Here is a 17,160-nt window from a genome sequence, read left to right on the forward strand (position 1 = left end):
CATAATAAATAATGATACAACAATAGATTAGAATATAAATTTACTTATTTTTACATTGACTACATAAATTTACTTTATTAGGCAAAAAAAATAGATGAACTCAGCGTTCATCTATTTTTCTAAACTTTCATATTTAAATTCTAGAGTTTTATTTTTACATATTCTCCCTGCTATATTTTATCCTTTTAATTAATCTAATTAAAACAAGGATAAAACACAAGGCTCCTAGGATTGATCCTATTAGGTAGATATTTTTAGCGGTTTTGGCCCCTTTTGCTTCTTCTATTTTTTCTGTAGGTTCATTATCTTTTGCAGTTTCATTTCCTTCAGTGTCATATCTAACGCAGTTTACAAGAAGTCTATCAGGTCTTGGCGGATAGAAAGGATGGCAGGTAAGAAGGGTTAGGATATCCTCATTTTCTCTTTTTTCTAGTCTATCCCGATCATAAGGACCAATTACTTCCTTGTCACTTACCTTGTAGTGGAGGGTTTTGCCTGCTCTTTTGACATAAACATCGTCTCCTTCGACTAGCTCATCTATAAACAAGAACATATCATCGCCCCACCAGTCCCTGTGACCTGCAATAACTGATCTTGTACCCTTTCCACCTACAGGGATACTTGTTCCTTCTACTTGGGCAACACCTATTGAAATATGATATAGACTTGCATCCAAGTATATTGGTAGGTTTTTGCCAAGTTTTGGAATGACAAGATAGGCAAATACTTCGTCAGAGTTTTTGAAATAGTTGTAGGTATTTTTGTTTTCATCTGTCGTGAAGGGATCTAGGATGCTTGTGTCAGAATTTCTAACAAGATCGTTATATTTAGCCGCTGCTTCATCTTCTTTAGCAATCTCATTTTGATCTCTTTGACTTTCCTTCTTCTCAAATTCTTCCAATCTTTTGTCATAAGAAAGATCATTTAGGCTTCTTTTTCCAAGAGGAATTGTTATAAAAAGTAGTCCCGCAAGGATTAGTATATAACCTAGAAGGCTAATCTTCGTTAATTTCGTATGTTTTTTCAATGTCTTCCACCTCTTTTCTAAGCTTAATTGATCGTTTCTTTTCTCTAGTTGAAATTACTATTAGGAAAGCTAATATTGGCATTAGGATAAGTAAAAGCTGCATAAAATCAGGCTTAAACCTAGGCGTATTCGCAATACCATCGTCTATAGCTGATTGGTAAGGAATCCTATAACCTCTAACCAAAAGTCTGTGGGAGTTAATCATATATGGTGTACAGGTTAGAAGTGTCGCATAATCCTTGCCTTCTTCAACTAAGACTGGCTCAAAGTCAGTTGGTTCTACAACCATTATCCTATCAATCCTATATGCCAAGGTTCCTTGGATATTGTGAAAGTAGAATATATCTCCCTCGACCAATTGGTCTAAGTACCTAAACATGACCTTATCAGGAAGTCCTCTGTGGGCAGTAATAACTGTGTGAGTTGAATTTCCTCCGACAGGTAGGGAAGTTCCCTCCAAGTGGCCCGCACCCTTTTGGAGGACACCTTCGCTAGTTCCTGCATAAACAGGAAGGTCTTGGTTTATCTTTGGTATTTCAATATGCCCAATCATCTCGTTTACTTCAAGCATATGAGCGTAGTAGGCACGAGCCTCTTTGGTTTTCTCACTATATGGATCGGCAAGTTTGGATGGATCCAGGGTTTCGTTATAAGCACGAGCAAGCTCCATCCTTTTGTTAATCTCTGCTTCGTCAATTTCCTTACTTTGCTTGACAAACTCTATAATCTCATCATCCGCCTTGATCTCGTAAAACTTTTGAGAAATCATAGGATAAGAAAATATCAATAGTCCGACAAGAAATATTATCCCAAATTTTAACTTATCTTTAAGGCTAGTCTTCATCACTTACCGCCTTGTTAGATGTATCTTCTATTTCATCTTGTCTTTTCTTGATATCTTCAATTTTCTTAAAGTATTTCTTGTTATCTCTTCTAAGTTTGATTAGATAGATTATCAATAGGATTATTAGAAGTAAAGCTATAAAGAATAGGATTCTAAAGATCCAATTTGCCTTAGTTGTTCTAATCAATTCTTCATCAACTGCAGGTACATAAGGAACTCTGTGTCCCCTAACTATAAGCCTGTGGGTATTAATCATTATTGGAGTACAGGTTAAAAGCGTAACATAATCATGACCTGGATCTATTAATAAATCATTAAAATTAGTTGGATCAATTACCTTTATCTGGTCGACTTGGTAGGCAATAGTCTCGCTAATGTTATGAATGTAGAACTTATCTCCAATTTCTAGTTGATTCAGGTGAGTGAAAAGTGTTGCCTCAGGCAGACCAGAATGAGCAGTTAGAACTGCATGTGTTGAGTTTCCACCAATAGGAAGGGAGGTTCCCTCCAAGTGGCCCACTCCTTTTTGTAAAACTTCCTCTGCAGTACCAGCATAAATCGGAAGGTCTTGGTTGATCTTTGGTATCTCAACGTGACCAATCATCTCGTGGACTTCAAGCATCCTCGCATATTCTGCCCTACCTTGTTTTTTCTTCTCTTCTGAATAAGGATCCTCAGATACGACATTATTCAAGGATTCGTTGTAGGCACGGGCAAGACCGATCCTTCTTTCAATCTCTTCAGTTGCAAGCTCATCAACTCCATCAGAGAAAACAGCCACCTGATTGTTTGAATCTATCCTATAATAGAGTCTGCTGACCAAAGGGTAAAGAGCAACCATAAAACCTGAAAGAAAGACTAACCTAAACAGCCACTTAGCTTTTTTTGAAGGTTGCTTTTTTATTTTCTTTTTCTTATTTTTACTAAAAAGTGCCATCTATTATTCCTCTACAAGCGAAAATAGATACGATAAAAATATCGCATCTATTTTGTTACTTAAGCTCTGTTTACTTTCTTGTCTTGACTTCTAACCATTTTATATCCACCAAGTATTAATAAAAGTCCTGCTGCAAAAAAGACTAAAATTCTAATATCTCCTGTTTTTACCAGAGGTCCTTTTGGTCCACGAGTGCTAGTAGATCCACCTGGTGTTGTTGGAGTTACTGGAACATCCCCCTTGCTATTTGTAACAACTGTTGGACTTTGTGCATAGGATGAACCGGTGATTTCAATCTCTATTGGTGAACTATTTACTACATAGCCACTTGGAGCTGTAGTTTCTTTTAGGTAATAAGTTCCAAGCTCTAGGTCTTTTACTTCAAAGGCACCATTTTTGTCAGATTCTACTATATATTTCTTGCCGTTTCTTTCGACATCTTCATATTTATCACCGACTTTTTTAGTAACTTTAAACTTAGCTCCCTTTAGTTTCTTGCTTGTATCACTGCTATCTACCTTTAGGAACTTAAAGCCACCTTTTTCAACCTTTTCGTCTGGCTTGATATTTTCAACTGTGATATAGCCTTGAATTTTTTTATCGTTTCCTTCTTTATCCTTAGTAGTTTGATAGATTATGTGGTTTTCATCTACATTAAACTCAAATTTATCATTAGATTTTTGATAGCCTTCTGGAGCCTCAGTTTCTAGGAAGTAATATCCTTCGCCCTCAGGCATGCCACTGATAAAGATATTTCCTTCTTCGTCGCTGACAAGCTCAGTGATTTTTTCACCTGTATTTTCGGCATTTTCGCTATCTTCGTCTTTTGTTTCGTCTGATTCTTCTGTTTCTTCTTTGTTTTCGTTAGATGACTCAGATTCTTCTTTAGTTTCGTTAGATTCTTCAGATTCTTTGGCTTTATCTTCTTCGCTATCTTCTAAGTAGGTGTAACCATAGTTAAATTTGTCAGTATCTTTTTTAAAGCTTAGCTTTTTGCCGTCTTTATTATAGACTTCAAACTTCGCACCTGCTAGAGCTTGACCTTTTTGGTCTACTTTTTTAACAAATGGAATTCTGTCATTTTCGACTACTATTTCACTAACCTCGCCTACTTTGAAATCTTCACTTGTTTTATTTTTGTTGTTGTCATTATTATACTCACCAACTGGCTCTACTTCCTTGAAATAATAAGTTTCACCTTCAGGTAAGCCACTAACTTCGATCTTACCATCTGTATTGGTTTTAAGAACTGGAACTTGATCTTCAGTGATTTTTTCTTCACTTGCCTTGTATTTGTAAACTCCAAGCTCTCCCTCAACAGAAACAAGTTGGTCTTCTTTTTCTTCTTCCTTAGCTTTTCTATAAAGTCTAAATCCAACCTTGTCAAGTCTAAGCTCTTTATTCTTTGAGTCGGTTTTAACTAGGCTTATATTAGTAGTAGGAACTTCCATTTCGTTTTTTGTATTTATAGAAAGGATTCCATCCTTGATATTGTCATTAGGAAGTTTTACAACATTGGTAACTAATTTTTTAGATTTGCCACTAGCAATTTTCTCTTTCATCATATCAAGAGATTCATTGCTCTCTTTGATAAGGTAATAAGATTCTTCGCCTTCCTTATTCTCTACTGGGATTTCTATAAGCTCTTTTTCTGAATTTTCGTCTAATTTAGATTCTTCACTTAAAACACCCTTAGAATTAAGTTCCTCATCAATTTTACTATCTTCCATTCCATCAAAATGTTTGGCAGTTTCTAACAAATCATCTTTTTTAAGTTGGTCTTTAGAAAGCTTCCACACTTTTACAGTTCTCTTGCTAGATTCCCCAGTTTTCTCCAAAACATCAATTAAAAGTCTAATTGTATATTTTTCTGTCTTTGCCTCATCGTTTTCACCTGCTGCTGCAGATAAAAATGGCATAGCCATGATTTGGAAAATCATTAGAATTGGCAGCAAGAAAGCTACTATTCTCGATCTGTGCTCCTTTTTCATAATTCCTCCTCAGAAATCCTCCTCAAAAAACGTGATATTTCCCTAATAAGCTTGGTCTTTCAAGGTTTAAAATTATAAATTATTATGTAAGACTATGCAAGTCTTCGACGGCTTTTTTTATAATATATTGCGCCTTACAATATGTCTAATAAAAGCCTACCTTATTAATTTTATTATAACATAGTTTGCTAAATAATACCATCAATTATTAACAATTATACTTGAATTTTCTTAATCTTTATGAAATCATTTTATTTTCCTAGTAAATGTTTCATAGATTAAATTTCTTCACAAAAAAAGAGTTAAGATTTCTCTTAACCCTATTTTTTTAGTATTTTCTTTAGGTATTGACCTGTATATGATTTTTTGATTTTGGATATTTCTTCTGGAGTACCTGTTGCTACAAGTTCTCCTCCTCCATCTCCACCTTCTGGCCCAAGGTCAATCAAGTTATCTGAAACCTTGATTACATCTAGGTTATGTTCTATAACTACAACTGTATTATCCTGATCTACTAGCCTGTTTAATACTTCTATTAGCTTGTGGACATCTGCCATGTGAAGACCTGTCGTTGGCTCATCTAAGATATACAAAGTTTTTCCTGTTGATACCTTGGCAAGCTCTGTTGCAAGTTTTACCCTTTGGGCTTCTCCTCCGGATAGTTCTGTGGATGGTTGACCGATTTTGATATAGCCAAGCCCTACATCATAGAGGGTTTGTAGTTTTCTAACTATAGTTGGATGGTTTTGGAAAAATTCTATTCCCTCTTCTACAGTCATATTCAAAACATCGGATATATCTTTGCCCTTGTATTTTACTTCTAGGGTTTCTCTGTTGTATCTCTTGCCGTGGCAGACTTCGCAAGGAACATAGACATCCGGTAGAAACATCATATCCACCTTGATTGTTCCATCTCCCTTACACGCTTCACATCTTCCTCCCTTGACGTTAAAGGAGAATCTTCCCTTGTCATAACCTTTCATCTTGGCTTCGTTAGTCATGGCGAAGACATCTCTTATTCCGTCAAAGACCTTGGTATAGGTCGCTGGGTTTGATCTTGGAGTTCTACCTATTGGAGATTGGTCTATGGCTATTACCTTATCTATTTTATCAAGCCCCTTGATCTCCTTGTGTTTGCCTGGTCTTATTTTGGTTTTGTTTATTTTTTTTGTAGCTGTTTTATATAAAATCTCATTTACTAGGGAAGATTTACCAGAGCCTGATACTCCTGTTACTGTTGTTAGAGTTCCTAGAGGGATTTTGACATTTACATTCTTGAGGTTGTTGGCAGCCGCTCCCTTTATTTCTATAAATTCCTTTCCCTTTCTTCTTTCTGTTGGGATTGGGATTTCTCTTCTGCCAGCTAGATAATCTCCAGTTATTGATTTTTTCTCAGCCATGATATCTTTTAGGCTTCCTTCAGCAACTATCTCTCCACCATGGACTCCTGCCTTTGGACCGATATCTACTATATAGTCAGCCTCTTTCATGGTATCTTCATCGTGTTCTACAATGATTAAGGTATTTCCAATGTCGGTTAAGTTTCTTAGGGCAGCTATTAGTTTGTCATTGTCTCTTTGGTGAAGTCCTATGGATGGCTCATCTAGGACATAGCAAACCCCAACAAGACCCGATCCTATTTGTGTAGCAAGTCTTATCCTTTGACTTTCTCCACCAGATAAGGTTCCAGCGGCTCTGTTTAAAGTTAGATAAGTTAGTCCTACATCGTTTAGGAAGGATAATCTCGCCTTTATCTCTTTTACAATTAGTTCTGCGATTTTCATCTTCATTTCAGAAAGCTCTAACTTATCGAAAAACTCTACAGATTTTTCTACTGAAAGACGAGTTAGCTCTGATATGTTCTTATCTCCTACTTTGATGGCAAGGACTTCTGGTTTTAGCCTATCGCCATGGCAGGTATCGCACTCTTCCTCAGACATATACTCCCTAAACTTTTTCTTTTGAGCATCTGAACCTGTTCTTTGGTAGCGATCGTAAATATTTTTGATAGCTCCCTCAAAAGGTCCCCTATATTTTTTCCTACCTGAGTAGTGACTATCAAAAACTATAGTCAAATCGTACTTGGTTCCATATAAAATATCATCAATCATTTTCTTTGGTGCATCTTTTAGTGGCTTATCATATGGGAAATCATAATGATCGGCTATAGCTCTAATTATCTCATAATAATATGTGCCCTTGCCAGATCCAGAGTAGGGTTCTACCGCACCCTTTTCAATTGATAGATCATAGTCCGGTAAAACTAAATCCTTATCTACCTGCAAATGAAATCCTAGTCCGTTACAATCAGGACACATTCCTATTGGAGCGTTAAATGAGAACATATTTGGTGTAATTTCTGGTAGGCTAACGTGACCTTCAGGACAAGCTAGTTTTGATGATAACAATATCGGTTCTTCGCCTATTACATCTACTAAAAGCAAACCATCAGCAAGGTTTAGGGCAGTTTCTATGGAATCAGCAAGCCTTGCCTCGATGCCTTCTTTTATAATAATCCTATCGACAATTACTGATATATCGTGTTTCTTAGTTTTCTTTAGGTCGATTTCTTCTTCCAAATCGTAACGCTCGCCATCAATCATCACCCTAACAAATCCATCTTTTTGGATATTTTCTAAGGCTTTCTTGTGAGCACCCTTTTTTCCTCTTATAACTGGAGCAAGGATTTGAATCTTAGTTCTTTCTTCCATCTCCATAATCTTATCTACCATTTGATCTACTGTTTGAGCCTCGATTGGTTTGCCACAAACTGGACAATAGGCATCGCCAATTCTCGCATACAGCAGTCTATAATAGTCATAGATTTCTGTAACTGTCGCTACAGTTGATCTTGGGTTTCTGTTGGTTGTCTTTTGGTCTATTGATATTGAAGGAGAAAGTCCCTCGATAGAGTCAACATCCGGTTTGTCTAGGTTTCCTAAAAATTGTCTAGCATAAGATGAAAGACTCTCTACATATCTTCTCTGACCTTCTGCATAGATTGTGTCAAATGCAAGGGTTGATTTACCAGAGCCAGAAAGTCCTGTAAATACAATCATCTTATCTCTAGGCAAGGTTAGGTTGACATTTTTTAGGTTGTTGGTCCTTGCCCCTTTTATTACAATGTCGTGTTCTGTCAACTAATCACTCCTGTAAAATTCTCTTTCATATTCTTGATTTGATCACGAAGGTTGGCTGCTCTTTCAAAGTCAAGCTCTTCTGCTGCCTTATACATTTCAGCCTCCATATTAATCAAGATTGCTTCTATATCATCTTTGCTAAATTCTTCGATTTCCTCTTCTTCTTGCTTTTTGGTGATTTGGATAATCTCACCGATATTTTTCCTTATCGTTGTAGGAGTTATGCCGTTCTTTTCGTTAAAGTCTTCTTGGATTTTCCTACGACGTTCTGTTTCATCTATGGCTTTTTTCATAGATTTTGTAATATGATCACCATACATTATTACCCTACCCTCAGAGTTTCTCGCAGCTCTACCGATAGTTTGGATAAGGGAGGTTTCAGATCTTAGGAATCCTTCCTTATCTGCATCTAGAATAGTAATTAGGGATACTTCTGGTATATCTAGTCCCTCACGAAGGAGGTTGATTCCAACTAGAACATCAAATTCTCCCAAACGAAGTTCTCTAATAATCTCACTTCTTTCGATAGTTTTGATATCTGAGTGCAGGTATTTGACCTTGATTCCATTTTCTTGAAGGAAAGTCGTAAGATCTTCTGCCATTTTCTTGGTTAGAGTTGTAACAAGAACTCTTTCCTTCTTGGCAATTGTCTTGTGGACTTCTTCTATGAGATCATCTATTTGATTTTCTGTAGGTCTAACTTCTATTAATGGATCTAATAGGCCTGTTGGTCTAATAATTTGATCGACCATTTTGCCATTAGTTTTTTCCATCTCATATGGCCCTGGGGTTGCAGATACATAAACTGCTTGGTTTATTAGTTTTTCAAACTCATGAAACTTTAATGGTCTATTGTCAAGAGCTGATGGGAGCCTAAATCCATAGTCAACTAGGTTTTGCTTACGAGACCTATCTCCCTCATACATGCCACCAACTTGAGGAATAGAAACGTGAGATTCGTCTACCATTAAAACAAAATCTTCTGGGAAATAATCTATCAAGGTATAAGGTCTAGACCCTGCTGGTCTTTGACTTAAATGTCTAGAGTAGTTCTCTATACCTGAACAAAAGCCAATTTCCCTAAGCATCTCTATATCATACTTAGTTCTTTGCTCAAGCCTTTGAGCCTCTAAGAGTTTATTTTCCTTATTTAACTCAGCTAATCTTTCTTCAAGTTCCTCTTCTATAGAGACAATAGCTTTCTCAGTTTTCTCGCTAGATGTAGCGTAGTGGCTGGCAGGATATATATAAGCGTGGCTAATCCTTGCTGTCACCTTTCCGGTTAGAGAATCAAACTCAGATATCTGATCTATTTCATCTCCAAAAAACTCAAATCTAATAGCCTTTTGGTCAAAACCTGCAGGGAAAACATCTAGGATATCTCCCCTACGTCTAAAAGTTCCCCTAGTAAATTCAACATCATTTCTTACATATTGAACATCTATTAGCTTTCTCATAACATCTTCTGGACTAATCTCTTGGCCAGGTCTAAGAGAAACTACAAGCTTTTGGTACTCGATAGGATCTCCCAAGCCATATATACAAGAAACACTTGCCACGATAATTACATCTCTTCTTTCAAAAAGAGCCATAGTAGCAGAATGTCTCATCTTATCTATCTCATCGTTTATAGAAGAATCCTTTGCTATGTAAGTATCAGTTGCTGCCACATAAGCTTCTGGTTGGTAATAATCATAATATGATACGAAATATTCAACCGCATTATTTGGGAAAAATTCCTTAAACTCTGTAAAAAGCTGATATGCCAAAGTCTTGTTGTGAGCAAGAACAAGGGTTGGTCTTTGCACATTTTGGATAATATTTGCCATGGTAAAGGTCTTTCCAGAACCTGTTACTCCACGGAGGATTTGGTGGTGGTCTCCATCTTCAATTCCTTTCGATAATTTTTCTATAGCATAAGGCTGGTCGCCTCTTGGTTTATATTCTGAATTTAATTCAAACTTCATAAAAACTTCTTTCTATATATAAAACTAGTTATTCTTGCTATATAAATATACTAATTTTGCCCTGAATTTCAATTCTTAGTATTTTACTAGAAATTATAAGTAATAATTTATTTTTAGGTATTGACAACGCTATCAAACATGTTATAATAATCATATGAACAGTTACTCATATGAAAGGGGACGCATGAGTTATTCTTTAAATAACATTGATGAGACAACTCTGATTGACCTAGCAGATTTGTTTAAGGTCTTTTCAGATTCAACCCGTATGAAAATCATGTATAAGCTCTTTGATGGTGAAGTAAGTGTTGGACAAATCGCAACAAGCCTTGATATGAGCCAATCAGCTATTTCTCACCAACTCAAATATCTAAAGGAGTCTAACCTTGTCAAAAGCAGGAGAAATGGTAAGAGCATGCTCTATTATTTGGCAGACGATCATGTTAAAATAATTATAAAAACGGGACTAGAACATATAGAAGAATAAGGAGATATTATGAAAAAGAAATTTAAGATAGAAGGATTACTTTGTGCTAATTGTGGAAACAAAATCGAAGAAGAAATCAAAAATTTAGCTGGCGTAAATGATGCTAATGTGTCATTTTTGACAGAAAAAGTTAAGCTCGACCTAGCTGACGATGCAAATGTCGATGAAATCTTAGATATGTGTAACAAAATAGCTGACAAAATCGAGCCAGGTTCAAAAATCATTGCAAAGTAGGATATTATGTTTAAAAGTATGACTAAAGAGCACAAACAGACTCTGTTAAACCTCATAGTCTTGGCCCTGATGGCTCTTGTTTTAGAAGTATCATCTAGGTTTTTCTACCTAGGCAGTTTAAGAAAATGGGGATTTTTATTAATATATATATTATCTGCCAAAGAAGTTTTGATAAATGCCTTTAAGAATCTCAAAAGAGGATCTGCCATGGATGAGAACTTCCTCATGGCAGTTGCAACTATTACGGCGTTTTTAATAGGTGAGTACCTAGAAGCTGTGGCGGTTATGCTGTTTTATTCATTCGGTGAACTTTTCGAAGATATTGCAACTCATAAGTCAAGAGAAAATATCAAATCCCTCCTAGACCTAGTACCTGATACTGCAAACAAGGTCTTAGAGGACGGATCTGTTACAGAAATTGACCTAGATGACATAGAAATTGGCGATATTCTCCTAGTCCGTGACGGTGAAAAAATTGGAGTAGATGGAAAAGTAATCGAAGGAAATGCCAGCCTAGATACTTCATCAATTACAGGAGAATCCATGCCTGTCGAAGTAGATGTTGATGACGAAGTTATTTCTTCATCTATAGTCAAAGATGGCATAATAAAAATCGAGGCGCTCAAAGAATTTGACGATTCCGTTGCTGCAAAAATTATGGAACTAATCGAAGATTCTGCATCAAGCAAATCAGATAGCGAAAAATTTGTAACAAGATTTGCTAGGGTATATACGCCAATTGTAGTTGGACTTGCCCTAATCTTAGCTATAGTTCCTCCCCTATTTTTTGGAGGAATGTGGCAAGATTACTTGCTCCGTGCAGCGACATTTTTAGTTTTATCTTGTCCTTGTGCCTTGGTATTATCAGTTCCATTATCCTTTATGTCAGGATTGGGGCTTTCTAGTAAAAACGGAATTTTAATCAAAGGAAGTCAATATTTCGAGATCCTTGATAAGGCAGAGGTCCTTCTAACCGATAAGACAGGAACCCTAACAACAGGCGAGTTTAAAATAAAGAATATCGAAATCGAAGAAGGATTTGACAAAGAAGAAGTCTTAGACTACCTTTACAATATCGAGCTAATGTCTACCCACCCAATCGCAAAAGGTATAGTAAAAGACCTAGACAGAACAGAAGATAGAGAAATCTTTGAAGAAGTTAAAAATGAAAAAGGATTGGGAGTTCGTGCTAGGACTAAAACAGGCAAAGAAGTAAAGGTAGGATCAGCCAAATACCTTGGCATTGATGAAAATAACGAAAGAGCTATATATCTAGCTATAGATGGCAAGCTATCAGCCAGTGTATTCGTAGAAGATGAAATTAAAAGTAAGTCTAAAGAAACTATAGAAAGTCTAAAAAATGACTTCAAAGAAATAGCAATAGTATCTGGTGATAGCAATGCCGCAGTAGAAGCTACTGCAAATAAGCTTGAGCTTGACAAATCATATCCAGAAGTCATGCCTGATGAAAAACTTCAAATCATGAAAACTTACCAAGAAAAAGGTAAGAAATGCGTATTTGTAGGTGATGGTATAAATGATGCCCCAGTTTTAAAAAATGCTGATGTCGGTATATCAATGGGAGAAAGTGCAAGTGACCTTGCCATAGAATCATCAGACATCCTCATAACCAACGGCGAATTTAGTCAAATAGAAAGACTTATGAAAATATCTAAACTAACAAACTCTACAGTAAGACAAAACGTGATTTTCATAATGGCGGTTAAAATTATAATCCTAATCTTAGGTTTGTTTGGTCACGCTAATATGTGGCTAGCTGTAATAGGAGATGTTGGAGTTACAATAATTGCAGTCTTGTGGGCAATGAGAATCCTTCAAAAGAAAATATAAATTTTTACCTAAAATCTCAGGATTTTAGGTTTTTTTGTATAATTTTTTACTTATAGGTAATTTTTGATATAATACTACATAAAGCAAGATATAATATAAAAACTTTGCAAAATTCTAGCAAGTAAGGAGAAATAAATGAACTGTATAGTTGCTCAATCTGGTGGTCCAACAAGCGTAATAAATTCATCCCTTGCAGGTGTAATCCAAGCAGGAATAGACAATAATTTCGACAAAATCTACCTTAGCCTAAACGGCATCGAGGGAATCCTAAACAATAATATCAAGGAAGTTGACCAAAAGAAATTCAAGAAAACAAAAGCTATGGATAAGCTAATGGCTCGCCCTTCATCTATCCTAGGATCTTGTAGGTATAAGCTACCAAGTGATATAGAAGATGAAATTTACGAAAAAATCTTTACCTTCCTTAAAGAAAAAGAAATTGGCGTTTTTGTCTATATCGGAGGAAATGACTCCATGGATACAGTAAAGAAACTAAACGAGTACATAAACAAACACAATATCGAAGGAATAAATATTGTTGGTTGTCCTAAGACAATAGATAACGACCTAAATGGTATGGATCACTCTCCAGGCTTTGGATCAGCTGCCAAATACATAGCAAACACCCTAAGAAATATCAGAAATGACGTAGATATCTATGACCTAGAATCAATCACCATAGTTGAAATCATGGGAAGACACGCTGGATGGCTTGCCGCTTCATCTCTAATTTCAAACTATGAAGCTCACAAAGAAATAGTAAACCTAGTATATGTTCCAGAAGAGAAAGAATCTCTTGATGAGATTACAAATGATATCAAAAAACAAATGCAAACAGAAAAAAATCTCGTAATCGCTATGGCAGAAGGCTTTAGAGATACAGATTCTTTCCTTGATAAACAAATGTTTGCCAACTCAGATGATGGCTTCAACCACCCAATCGTAAGCGGAGTCGCTCAAAGATTAGCAGACTATCTTAGAGAAAAACTCGGAGTAAAAACAAGGGCAGTTGAGCTAAACATCGTTCAAAGAACTTCTCCAGTAATATCCAAAACAGATGCCAAAGAAGCCTTTAACTTAGGCTACAGAGCCTTAGATTTAGGAGTGAAATCTACAAACCTAATCCCTGTCCTAAGAAGAAAAGAAGGATATGCCTACCAAACATTCTACACAGAAGTAGAACCAGATCTGATAGCAAACAAAGAAATGAAAATCCCAGCAAGTTGGCTAGCCGATAAAAAAACCCTAGAAGAAAATATAACAACCTACGCCCTACCCCTAATCCAAGGCGAGATAGAACAAAACTACGAAAACGGCATGCCAGTATATATCAACCTTACAGACTTTACAAAATAAATTAAAAAGTGACTTGATTTAGGTTTTCCCAAATTAAGTCACTTTTCTTTTAATATTTTTGTCTGATTTTATCTACTTCTATGAAACTTTCCATTACCTTTACTACCAAACTTGTAAGTACCAATACAAAGATAGTTGGCAGTAGCCAAGCTAGTCCCTCTTCGTATAGGGCTAGTGATTTTACAAAGTTTGTTACAAAGCCAAATTTTATATGGAATGTTTTATCCAAGACTTCAACTAGTGGAAGTCCTACGGAAACTACTGCTGATGATACATAAGAAACTTTCGAATAGTTTAAGTATTTGTGGCTTATACCCATTACTATTAGGACAAGGGCAACTGGATATATGATTTGTAAAAGTGGCACTGAAAATGCTAAAAGCTTGTTTAGACCAAAGTTTGCCATTACAAATGAGAATAAAGTCCATATATAAACCCAAGCTCTGTATGATAGTTTGTTGTTAAATAACTTCTCAAAATATTCTCCACCACTTGTTATTAGTCCAACACATGTTGTAAGGCAAGCGAGGGTAAAAATAAATGCTAATAATACCAAGCCAAAGTCACCTAAGACTAATTTTATAGATCCGCTCAACACTTGGGCGCCGTTTTCTGCCCCTGCGAATTTCTGAGACCCTATCATACCAATACTTGCTAGCATGGCATATACTAGAAATAAAACAGATCCAGCCAAAAGTCCAGCCTTTATTTCGTATCTAGTTACTTCATTTTCATCTTCTACACCAAATCTTTTTATAGCTTGAGCTATTACAAAGCCAAAGTTTAGGGCAGCTACAGCATCCATTGTTTCATATCCTGCCAAAAATCCTTTAGTGACTGGGGCTTTTAGATAATCTCCACTAGGAGCTGCTATATTTTTATCCATCATAACAATTCTTACAAACATGAAAAGTATCATAAGTAAAAGTGTAGGTGTAAGGAATTTCCCCACTCTTTCTACCAACTTATTTGGTTTAAGACAGATTAGAAGTGCTATTGTAAAAAATACCAAAGTATAAACAAATCTTACTATATTTAAGTTTAATGTTTCTGGCACATATGGAGCTATAGCCATCTCAAATGGTACAGATCCAGCACGTGGTATGCCAAGTCCTGGTCCAATTGATAGGTATATAGCTGTTGTAAATACTACAGAAAACACAGGTCCAACTCTTTTTGCTAGGTTAGACAAACCATTAGTTTTTCCGACTACTATTGCCCCCAAGACTGGAAATAAAACAGCAGTAACGCAAAAAGCTATAAGAGAAATAAAAGTAGCAGAACCAGCTTTGTTCCCCAAAAGAGGTGGGAAAATTAGATTTCCTGCTCCAAAGAACAAACCAAACAACATTATGCTTAGTTGTAGAAACTGACTTCTAGTTAATTTTTTCATAATTACCTCCCATAAAATTTCTAACAATATTTATCCATTAAAAAAGTCCTTTGTCTATCAAATAGACAAAGGACGAAATTATCCGCGTTACCACCTTTATTCTTATATAAAATAAGCGCTCAAGCATCTAACAATGCCGGGTTTTGATAACGCCAACCATGGCGACACATCTTACTTAGTTCAGATATGCAAAAGAAAAATGATTTTCGAACTTATTTCTAAGGATGGATCTCACCAAACTCCAACTCTCTGTGCTTGTAGATAAGCCTACTCTTTTTTTCGTAATTTTTCTAAATAATTATTGTTAGCTTTATTATAAGTGCATTACTTTACTTTGTCAAATTTATTTTATATAAAAATACATTTATTTTAATATAATAAGTCTATTTTAGACCGTAGAGTAAAATAGACTTATATTTATAAATTCTTTAAGACAAATCTTCTCCATTTGTAGCTATTACTTTTTTATACCAAGCAAAGGACTTTTTCTTAGATCTTTTAAGGCTTCCCTTTCCATAATCATCACGGTCGACATAGATAAAGCCGTATCTTTTGCTCATCTCTCCAGTACTTGCAGAAACAAGGTCTATTGGTCCCCATGTAGTATAACCAATCACATCTACCCCATCTATTTCTATAGCATCCTTCATATTTTTTATATGCTCTCTTAGAAAGTCTATCCTATAATCATCTTCTACATATCCATTTTCGTCTGGATTATCTTTAGCTCCTAAGCCATTTTCTACAACAAAAATAGGTTTTTGATACCTGTCGTAAACTTCATTTAAGGTTGTCCTAAAGCCTAGAGGATCTACCTGCCAGCCCCATTCAGTTTTGTCCAAGTAAGGATTATCAATGGTTACCTGGAGGTTGTCTTTGGATAAGGAAACATTTCTATCACTTGTTACTGTCTTTGTTGTGTAATAGGATATAGATACAAAGTCTACTGGATTCTCCCTAAGAATCTTTTCATCTTCTTTAGTAATTTCAGGAAGAATTCCCTTTCTTTCAAGCTCCTTAATCTTATAGCTTGGATAATATCCCCTAACTTGAACATCTGTAAAGAAGTAATTATCTCTAGCCACTCTTTGAGCTTCAAAAATATCTTCAGGCCTTGCACTTGCAGGGTAGATCACTCCAGAGTTTAGCATACAGCCTATCTTTATAGATGGATCTATTTCATGAGCTATTTTTGTCGCATAGGCGCTGGCTAAAAACTCATTATGAACAGCCTTATACATAGCTTCTTCTTTATTTTCTCCTTCAGAGAAAACAAGACCTGCTCCCATAAAAGGAGCTGCAAGAACCATATTTATTTCATTAATGGTAAGGTAATATTTAACCTTGCCCTTAAATCTTTCAAAAACTACCCTAACAAAGTTTTTATAAAAATCAACTACCTTCCTATTTCTCCAGCCTCCATATTTATGGACAAGATGCATAGGAAAGTCAAAGTGAGTCAGGGTGATTACAGGTTCTATATCATATTTTAAACATTCATCTATCAATTTTTCATAAAACCTAAGACCTTTTTCATTGGCAATATCTTCATCTCCCTTAGGAAATATTCTAGTCCAAGCTATGGAAAATCTATAAGCCTTAAATCCCATCTCAGCAAAAAGCTCTATATCATCTTTATAGTGGTTATACATATCGATAGATTCTTGAGCAGGATAGAAATTTTTCTCATCAAAGTTATGAACTTCTTTTTCTCCAGTAATAATATCTAGCCTATCTTCTCCTACTGGACATAAGTCTACATTAGCAAGACCTCTTCCGTCAGCATTATATGCTCCCTCACATTGGTTGGCAGCAGTAGCTCCTCCCCATAGAAAATCATTTTTTAAAGTCATTTTTCCTCCTTATTTTCATCTGGTTAATACAAAATATATTAAACCAAAATACTAATATTAAGATATGAAACTCACCTAGT

Annotated in this window: 12 protein-coding genes and 1 other annotated feature; of the genes, 4 read left to right on the forward strand and 8 right to left on the reverse strand. The window is 35.7% G+C overall.

The features are described 5' to 3' along the window. Nucleotides 1-154 precede the first annotated feature (154 nt). From E0D87_RS01925 to uvrB, 6 genes are all read right to left on the reverse strand, one after another. Nucleotides 155-1,027: a class C sortase gene (locus tag E0D87_RS01925; protein ID WP_130819152.1), complete on the reverse strand. Its 873-nt coding sequence runs from the start codon at nucleotides 1,025-1,027 to the stop codon at nucleotides 155-157. Beyond that, nucleotides 996-1,871 carry a class C sortase gene (locus tag E0D87_RS01930; protein ID WP_130819153.1) on the reverse strand — a complete coding sequence of 292 codons (876 nt, stop codon included), beginning with the start codon at nucleotides 1,869-1,871 and terminating at the stop codon, nucleotides 996-998. The genes E0D87_RS01925 and E0D87_RS01930 overlap by 32 nt, the downstream gene beginning before the upstream one ends. Continuing rightward, on the reverse strand, nucleotides 1,861-2,808 hold the full coding sequence (locus E0D87_RS01935; RefSeq protein WP_130819154.1) for a class C sortase: 948 nt from the start codon (nucleotides 2,806-2,808) through the stop codon (nucleotides 1,861-1,863). Before E0D87_RS01935 ends, E0D87_RS01930 begins: the two co-directional genes overlap by 11 nt. A 59-nt stretch (nucleotides 2,809-2,867) precedes the next feature. After that, entirely contained in the window at nucleotides 2,868-4,799 is a 1,932-nt protein-coding gene (locus tag E0D87_RS01940; protein ID WP_130819155.1) for an MSCRAMM family protein, read from the reverse strand. A gap of 320 nt (nucleotides 4,800-5,119) precedes the next feature. Further along, on the reverse strand, nucleotides 5,120-7,939 hold the full coding sequence (uvrA, locus tag E0D87_RS01945; protein WP_130819156.1) for an excinuclease ABC subunit UvrA: 2,820 nt from the start codon (nucleotides 7,937-7,939) through the stop codon (nucleotides 5,120-5,122). After that, on the reverse strand, nucleotides 7,936-9,906 hold the full coding sequence (uvrB, locus tag E0D87_RS01950) for an excinuclease ABC subunit UvrB (RefSeq protein ID WP_130819157.1): 1,971 nt from the start codon (nucleotides 9,904-9,906) through the stop codon (nucleotides 7,936-7,938). The genes uvrA and uvrB overlap by 4 nt, the downstream gene beginning before the upstream one ends. A gap of 184 nt (nucleotides 9,907-10,090) precedes the next feature. Here uvrB and E0D87_RS01955 point away from each other — a divergent pair, with 184 nt between their 5' ends. The 4 genes from E0D87_RS01955 to E0D87_RS01970 all read left to right on the forward strand — a co-directional run bounded on the left by E0D87_RS01955 (nucleotide 10,091) and on the right by E0D87_RS01970 (nucleotide 13,834). Next, on the forward strand, nucleotides 10,091-10,393 hold the full coding sequence (locus E0D87_RS01955) for an ArsR/SmtB family transcription factor (protein ID WP_130819158.1): 303 nt from the start codon (nucleotides 10,091-10,093) through the stop codon (nucleotides 10,391-10,393). Nucleotides 10,394-10,402: 9 nt separating this feature from the next. Then, nucleotides 10,403-10,627 (forward strand): cation transporter, encoded by a 225-nt coding sequence (locus E0D87_RS01960; protein ID WP_130819159.1) that lies wholly within the window; start codon nucleotides 10,403-10,405, stop codon nucleotides 10,625-10,627. A gap of 6 nt (nucleotides 10,628-10,633) precedes the next feature. Then, the gene (locus E0D87_RS01965; protein ID WP_130819160.1) at nucleotides 10,634-12,478 is read left to right on the forward strand and encodes a heavy metal translocating P-type ATPase; all 1,845 of its coding nucleotides are present in this window, start codon (nucleotides 10,634-10,636) and stop codon (nucleotides 12,476-12,478) included. Nucleotides 12,479-12,613: 135 nt separating this feature from the next. Continuing rightward, nucleotides 12,614-13,834, forward strand: coding sequence for a diphosphate--fructose-6-phosphate 1-phosphotransferase (locus tag E0D87_RS01970; RefSeq protein WP_130819161.1), 1,221 nt, complete (start codon nucleotides 12,614-12,616; stop codon nucleotides 13,832-13,834). A 49-nt stretch (nucleotides 13,835-13,883) separates the two neighbouring features. Here the strand turns inward: E0D87_RS01970 and brnQ are convergent, their stop codons facing one another. Beyond that, on the reverse strand, nucleotides 13,884-15,227 hold the full coding sequence (brnQ, locus tag E0D87_RS01975) for a branched-chain amino acid transport system II carrier protein (protein WP_130819162.1): 1,344 nt from the start codon (nucleotides 15,225-15,227) through the stop codon (nucleotides 13,884-13,886). 65 nt (nucleotides 15,228-15,292) lie between these two features. Further along, nucleotides 15,293-15,519: a binding site (T-box leader), on the reverse strand. Nucleotides 15,520-15,655: 136 nt separating this feature from the next. Then, a complete protein-coding gene (locus E0D87_RS01980) occupies nucleotides 15,656-17,080 on the reverse strand; it encodes a 6-phospho-beta-glucosidase (protein WP_130819163.1) in 1,425 nt (474 codons plus the stop codon). Between the last annotated feature and the right edge of the window lie 80 nt (nucleotides 17,081-17,160).

Source organism: Anaerococcus vaginimassiliensis, from assembly GCF_900626155.1.
Taxonomy (GTDB): domain Bacteria; phylum Bacillota; class Clostridia; order Tissierellales; family Peptoniphilaceae; genus Anaerococcus; species Anaerococcus vaginimassiliensis.

Excerpts from the sequence above, each read along its gene's own strand:
- uvrB (WP_130819157.1), bottom strand. The coding sequence starts at position 9,906 with ATGAAGTTTGAATTAAATTCAGAATATAAACCAAGAGGCGACCAGCCT.
- E0D87_RS01970 (WP_130819161.1), top strand. The coding sequence starts at position 12,614 with ATGAACTGTATAGTTGCTCAATCTGGTGGTCCAACAAGCGTAATAAAT.
- E0D87_RS01960 (WP_130819159.1), top strand. The coding sequence starts at position 10,403 with ATGAAAAAGAAATTTAAGATAGAAGGATTACTTTGTGCTAATTGTGGA.
- brnQ (WP_130819162.1), bottom strand. The coding sequence starts at position 15,227 with ATGAAAAAATTAACTAGAAGTCAGTTTCTACAACTAAGCATAATGTTG.
- E0D87_RS01955 (WP_130819158.1), top strand. The coding sequence starts at position 10,091 with ATGAGTTATTCTTTAAATAACATTGATGAGACAACTCTGATTGACCTA.
- E0D87_RS01930 (WP_130819153.1), bottom strand. The coding sequence starts at position 1,871 with ATGAAGACTAGCCTTAAAGATAAGTTAAAATTTGGGATAATATTTCTT.
- E0D87_RS01935 (WP_130819154.1), bottom strand. The coding sequence starts at position 2,808 with ATGGCACTTTTTAGTAAAAATAAGAAAAAGAAAATAAAAAAGCAACCT.
- E0D87_RS01965 (WP_130819160.1), top strand. The coding sequence starts at position 10,634 with ATGTTTAAAAGTATGACTAAAGAGCACAAACAGACTCTGTTAAACCTC.
- E0D87_RS01980 (WP_130819163.1), bottom strand. The coding sequence starts at position 17,080 with ATGACTTTAAAAAATGATTTTCTATGGGGAGGAGCTACTGCTGCCAAC.
- E0D87_RS01940 (WP_130819155.1), bottom strand. The coding sequence starts at position 4,799 with ATGAAAAAGGAGCACAGATCGAGAATAGTAGCTTTCTTGCTGCCAATT.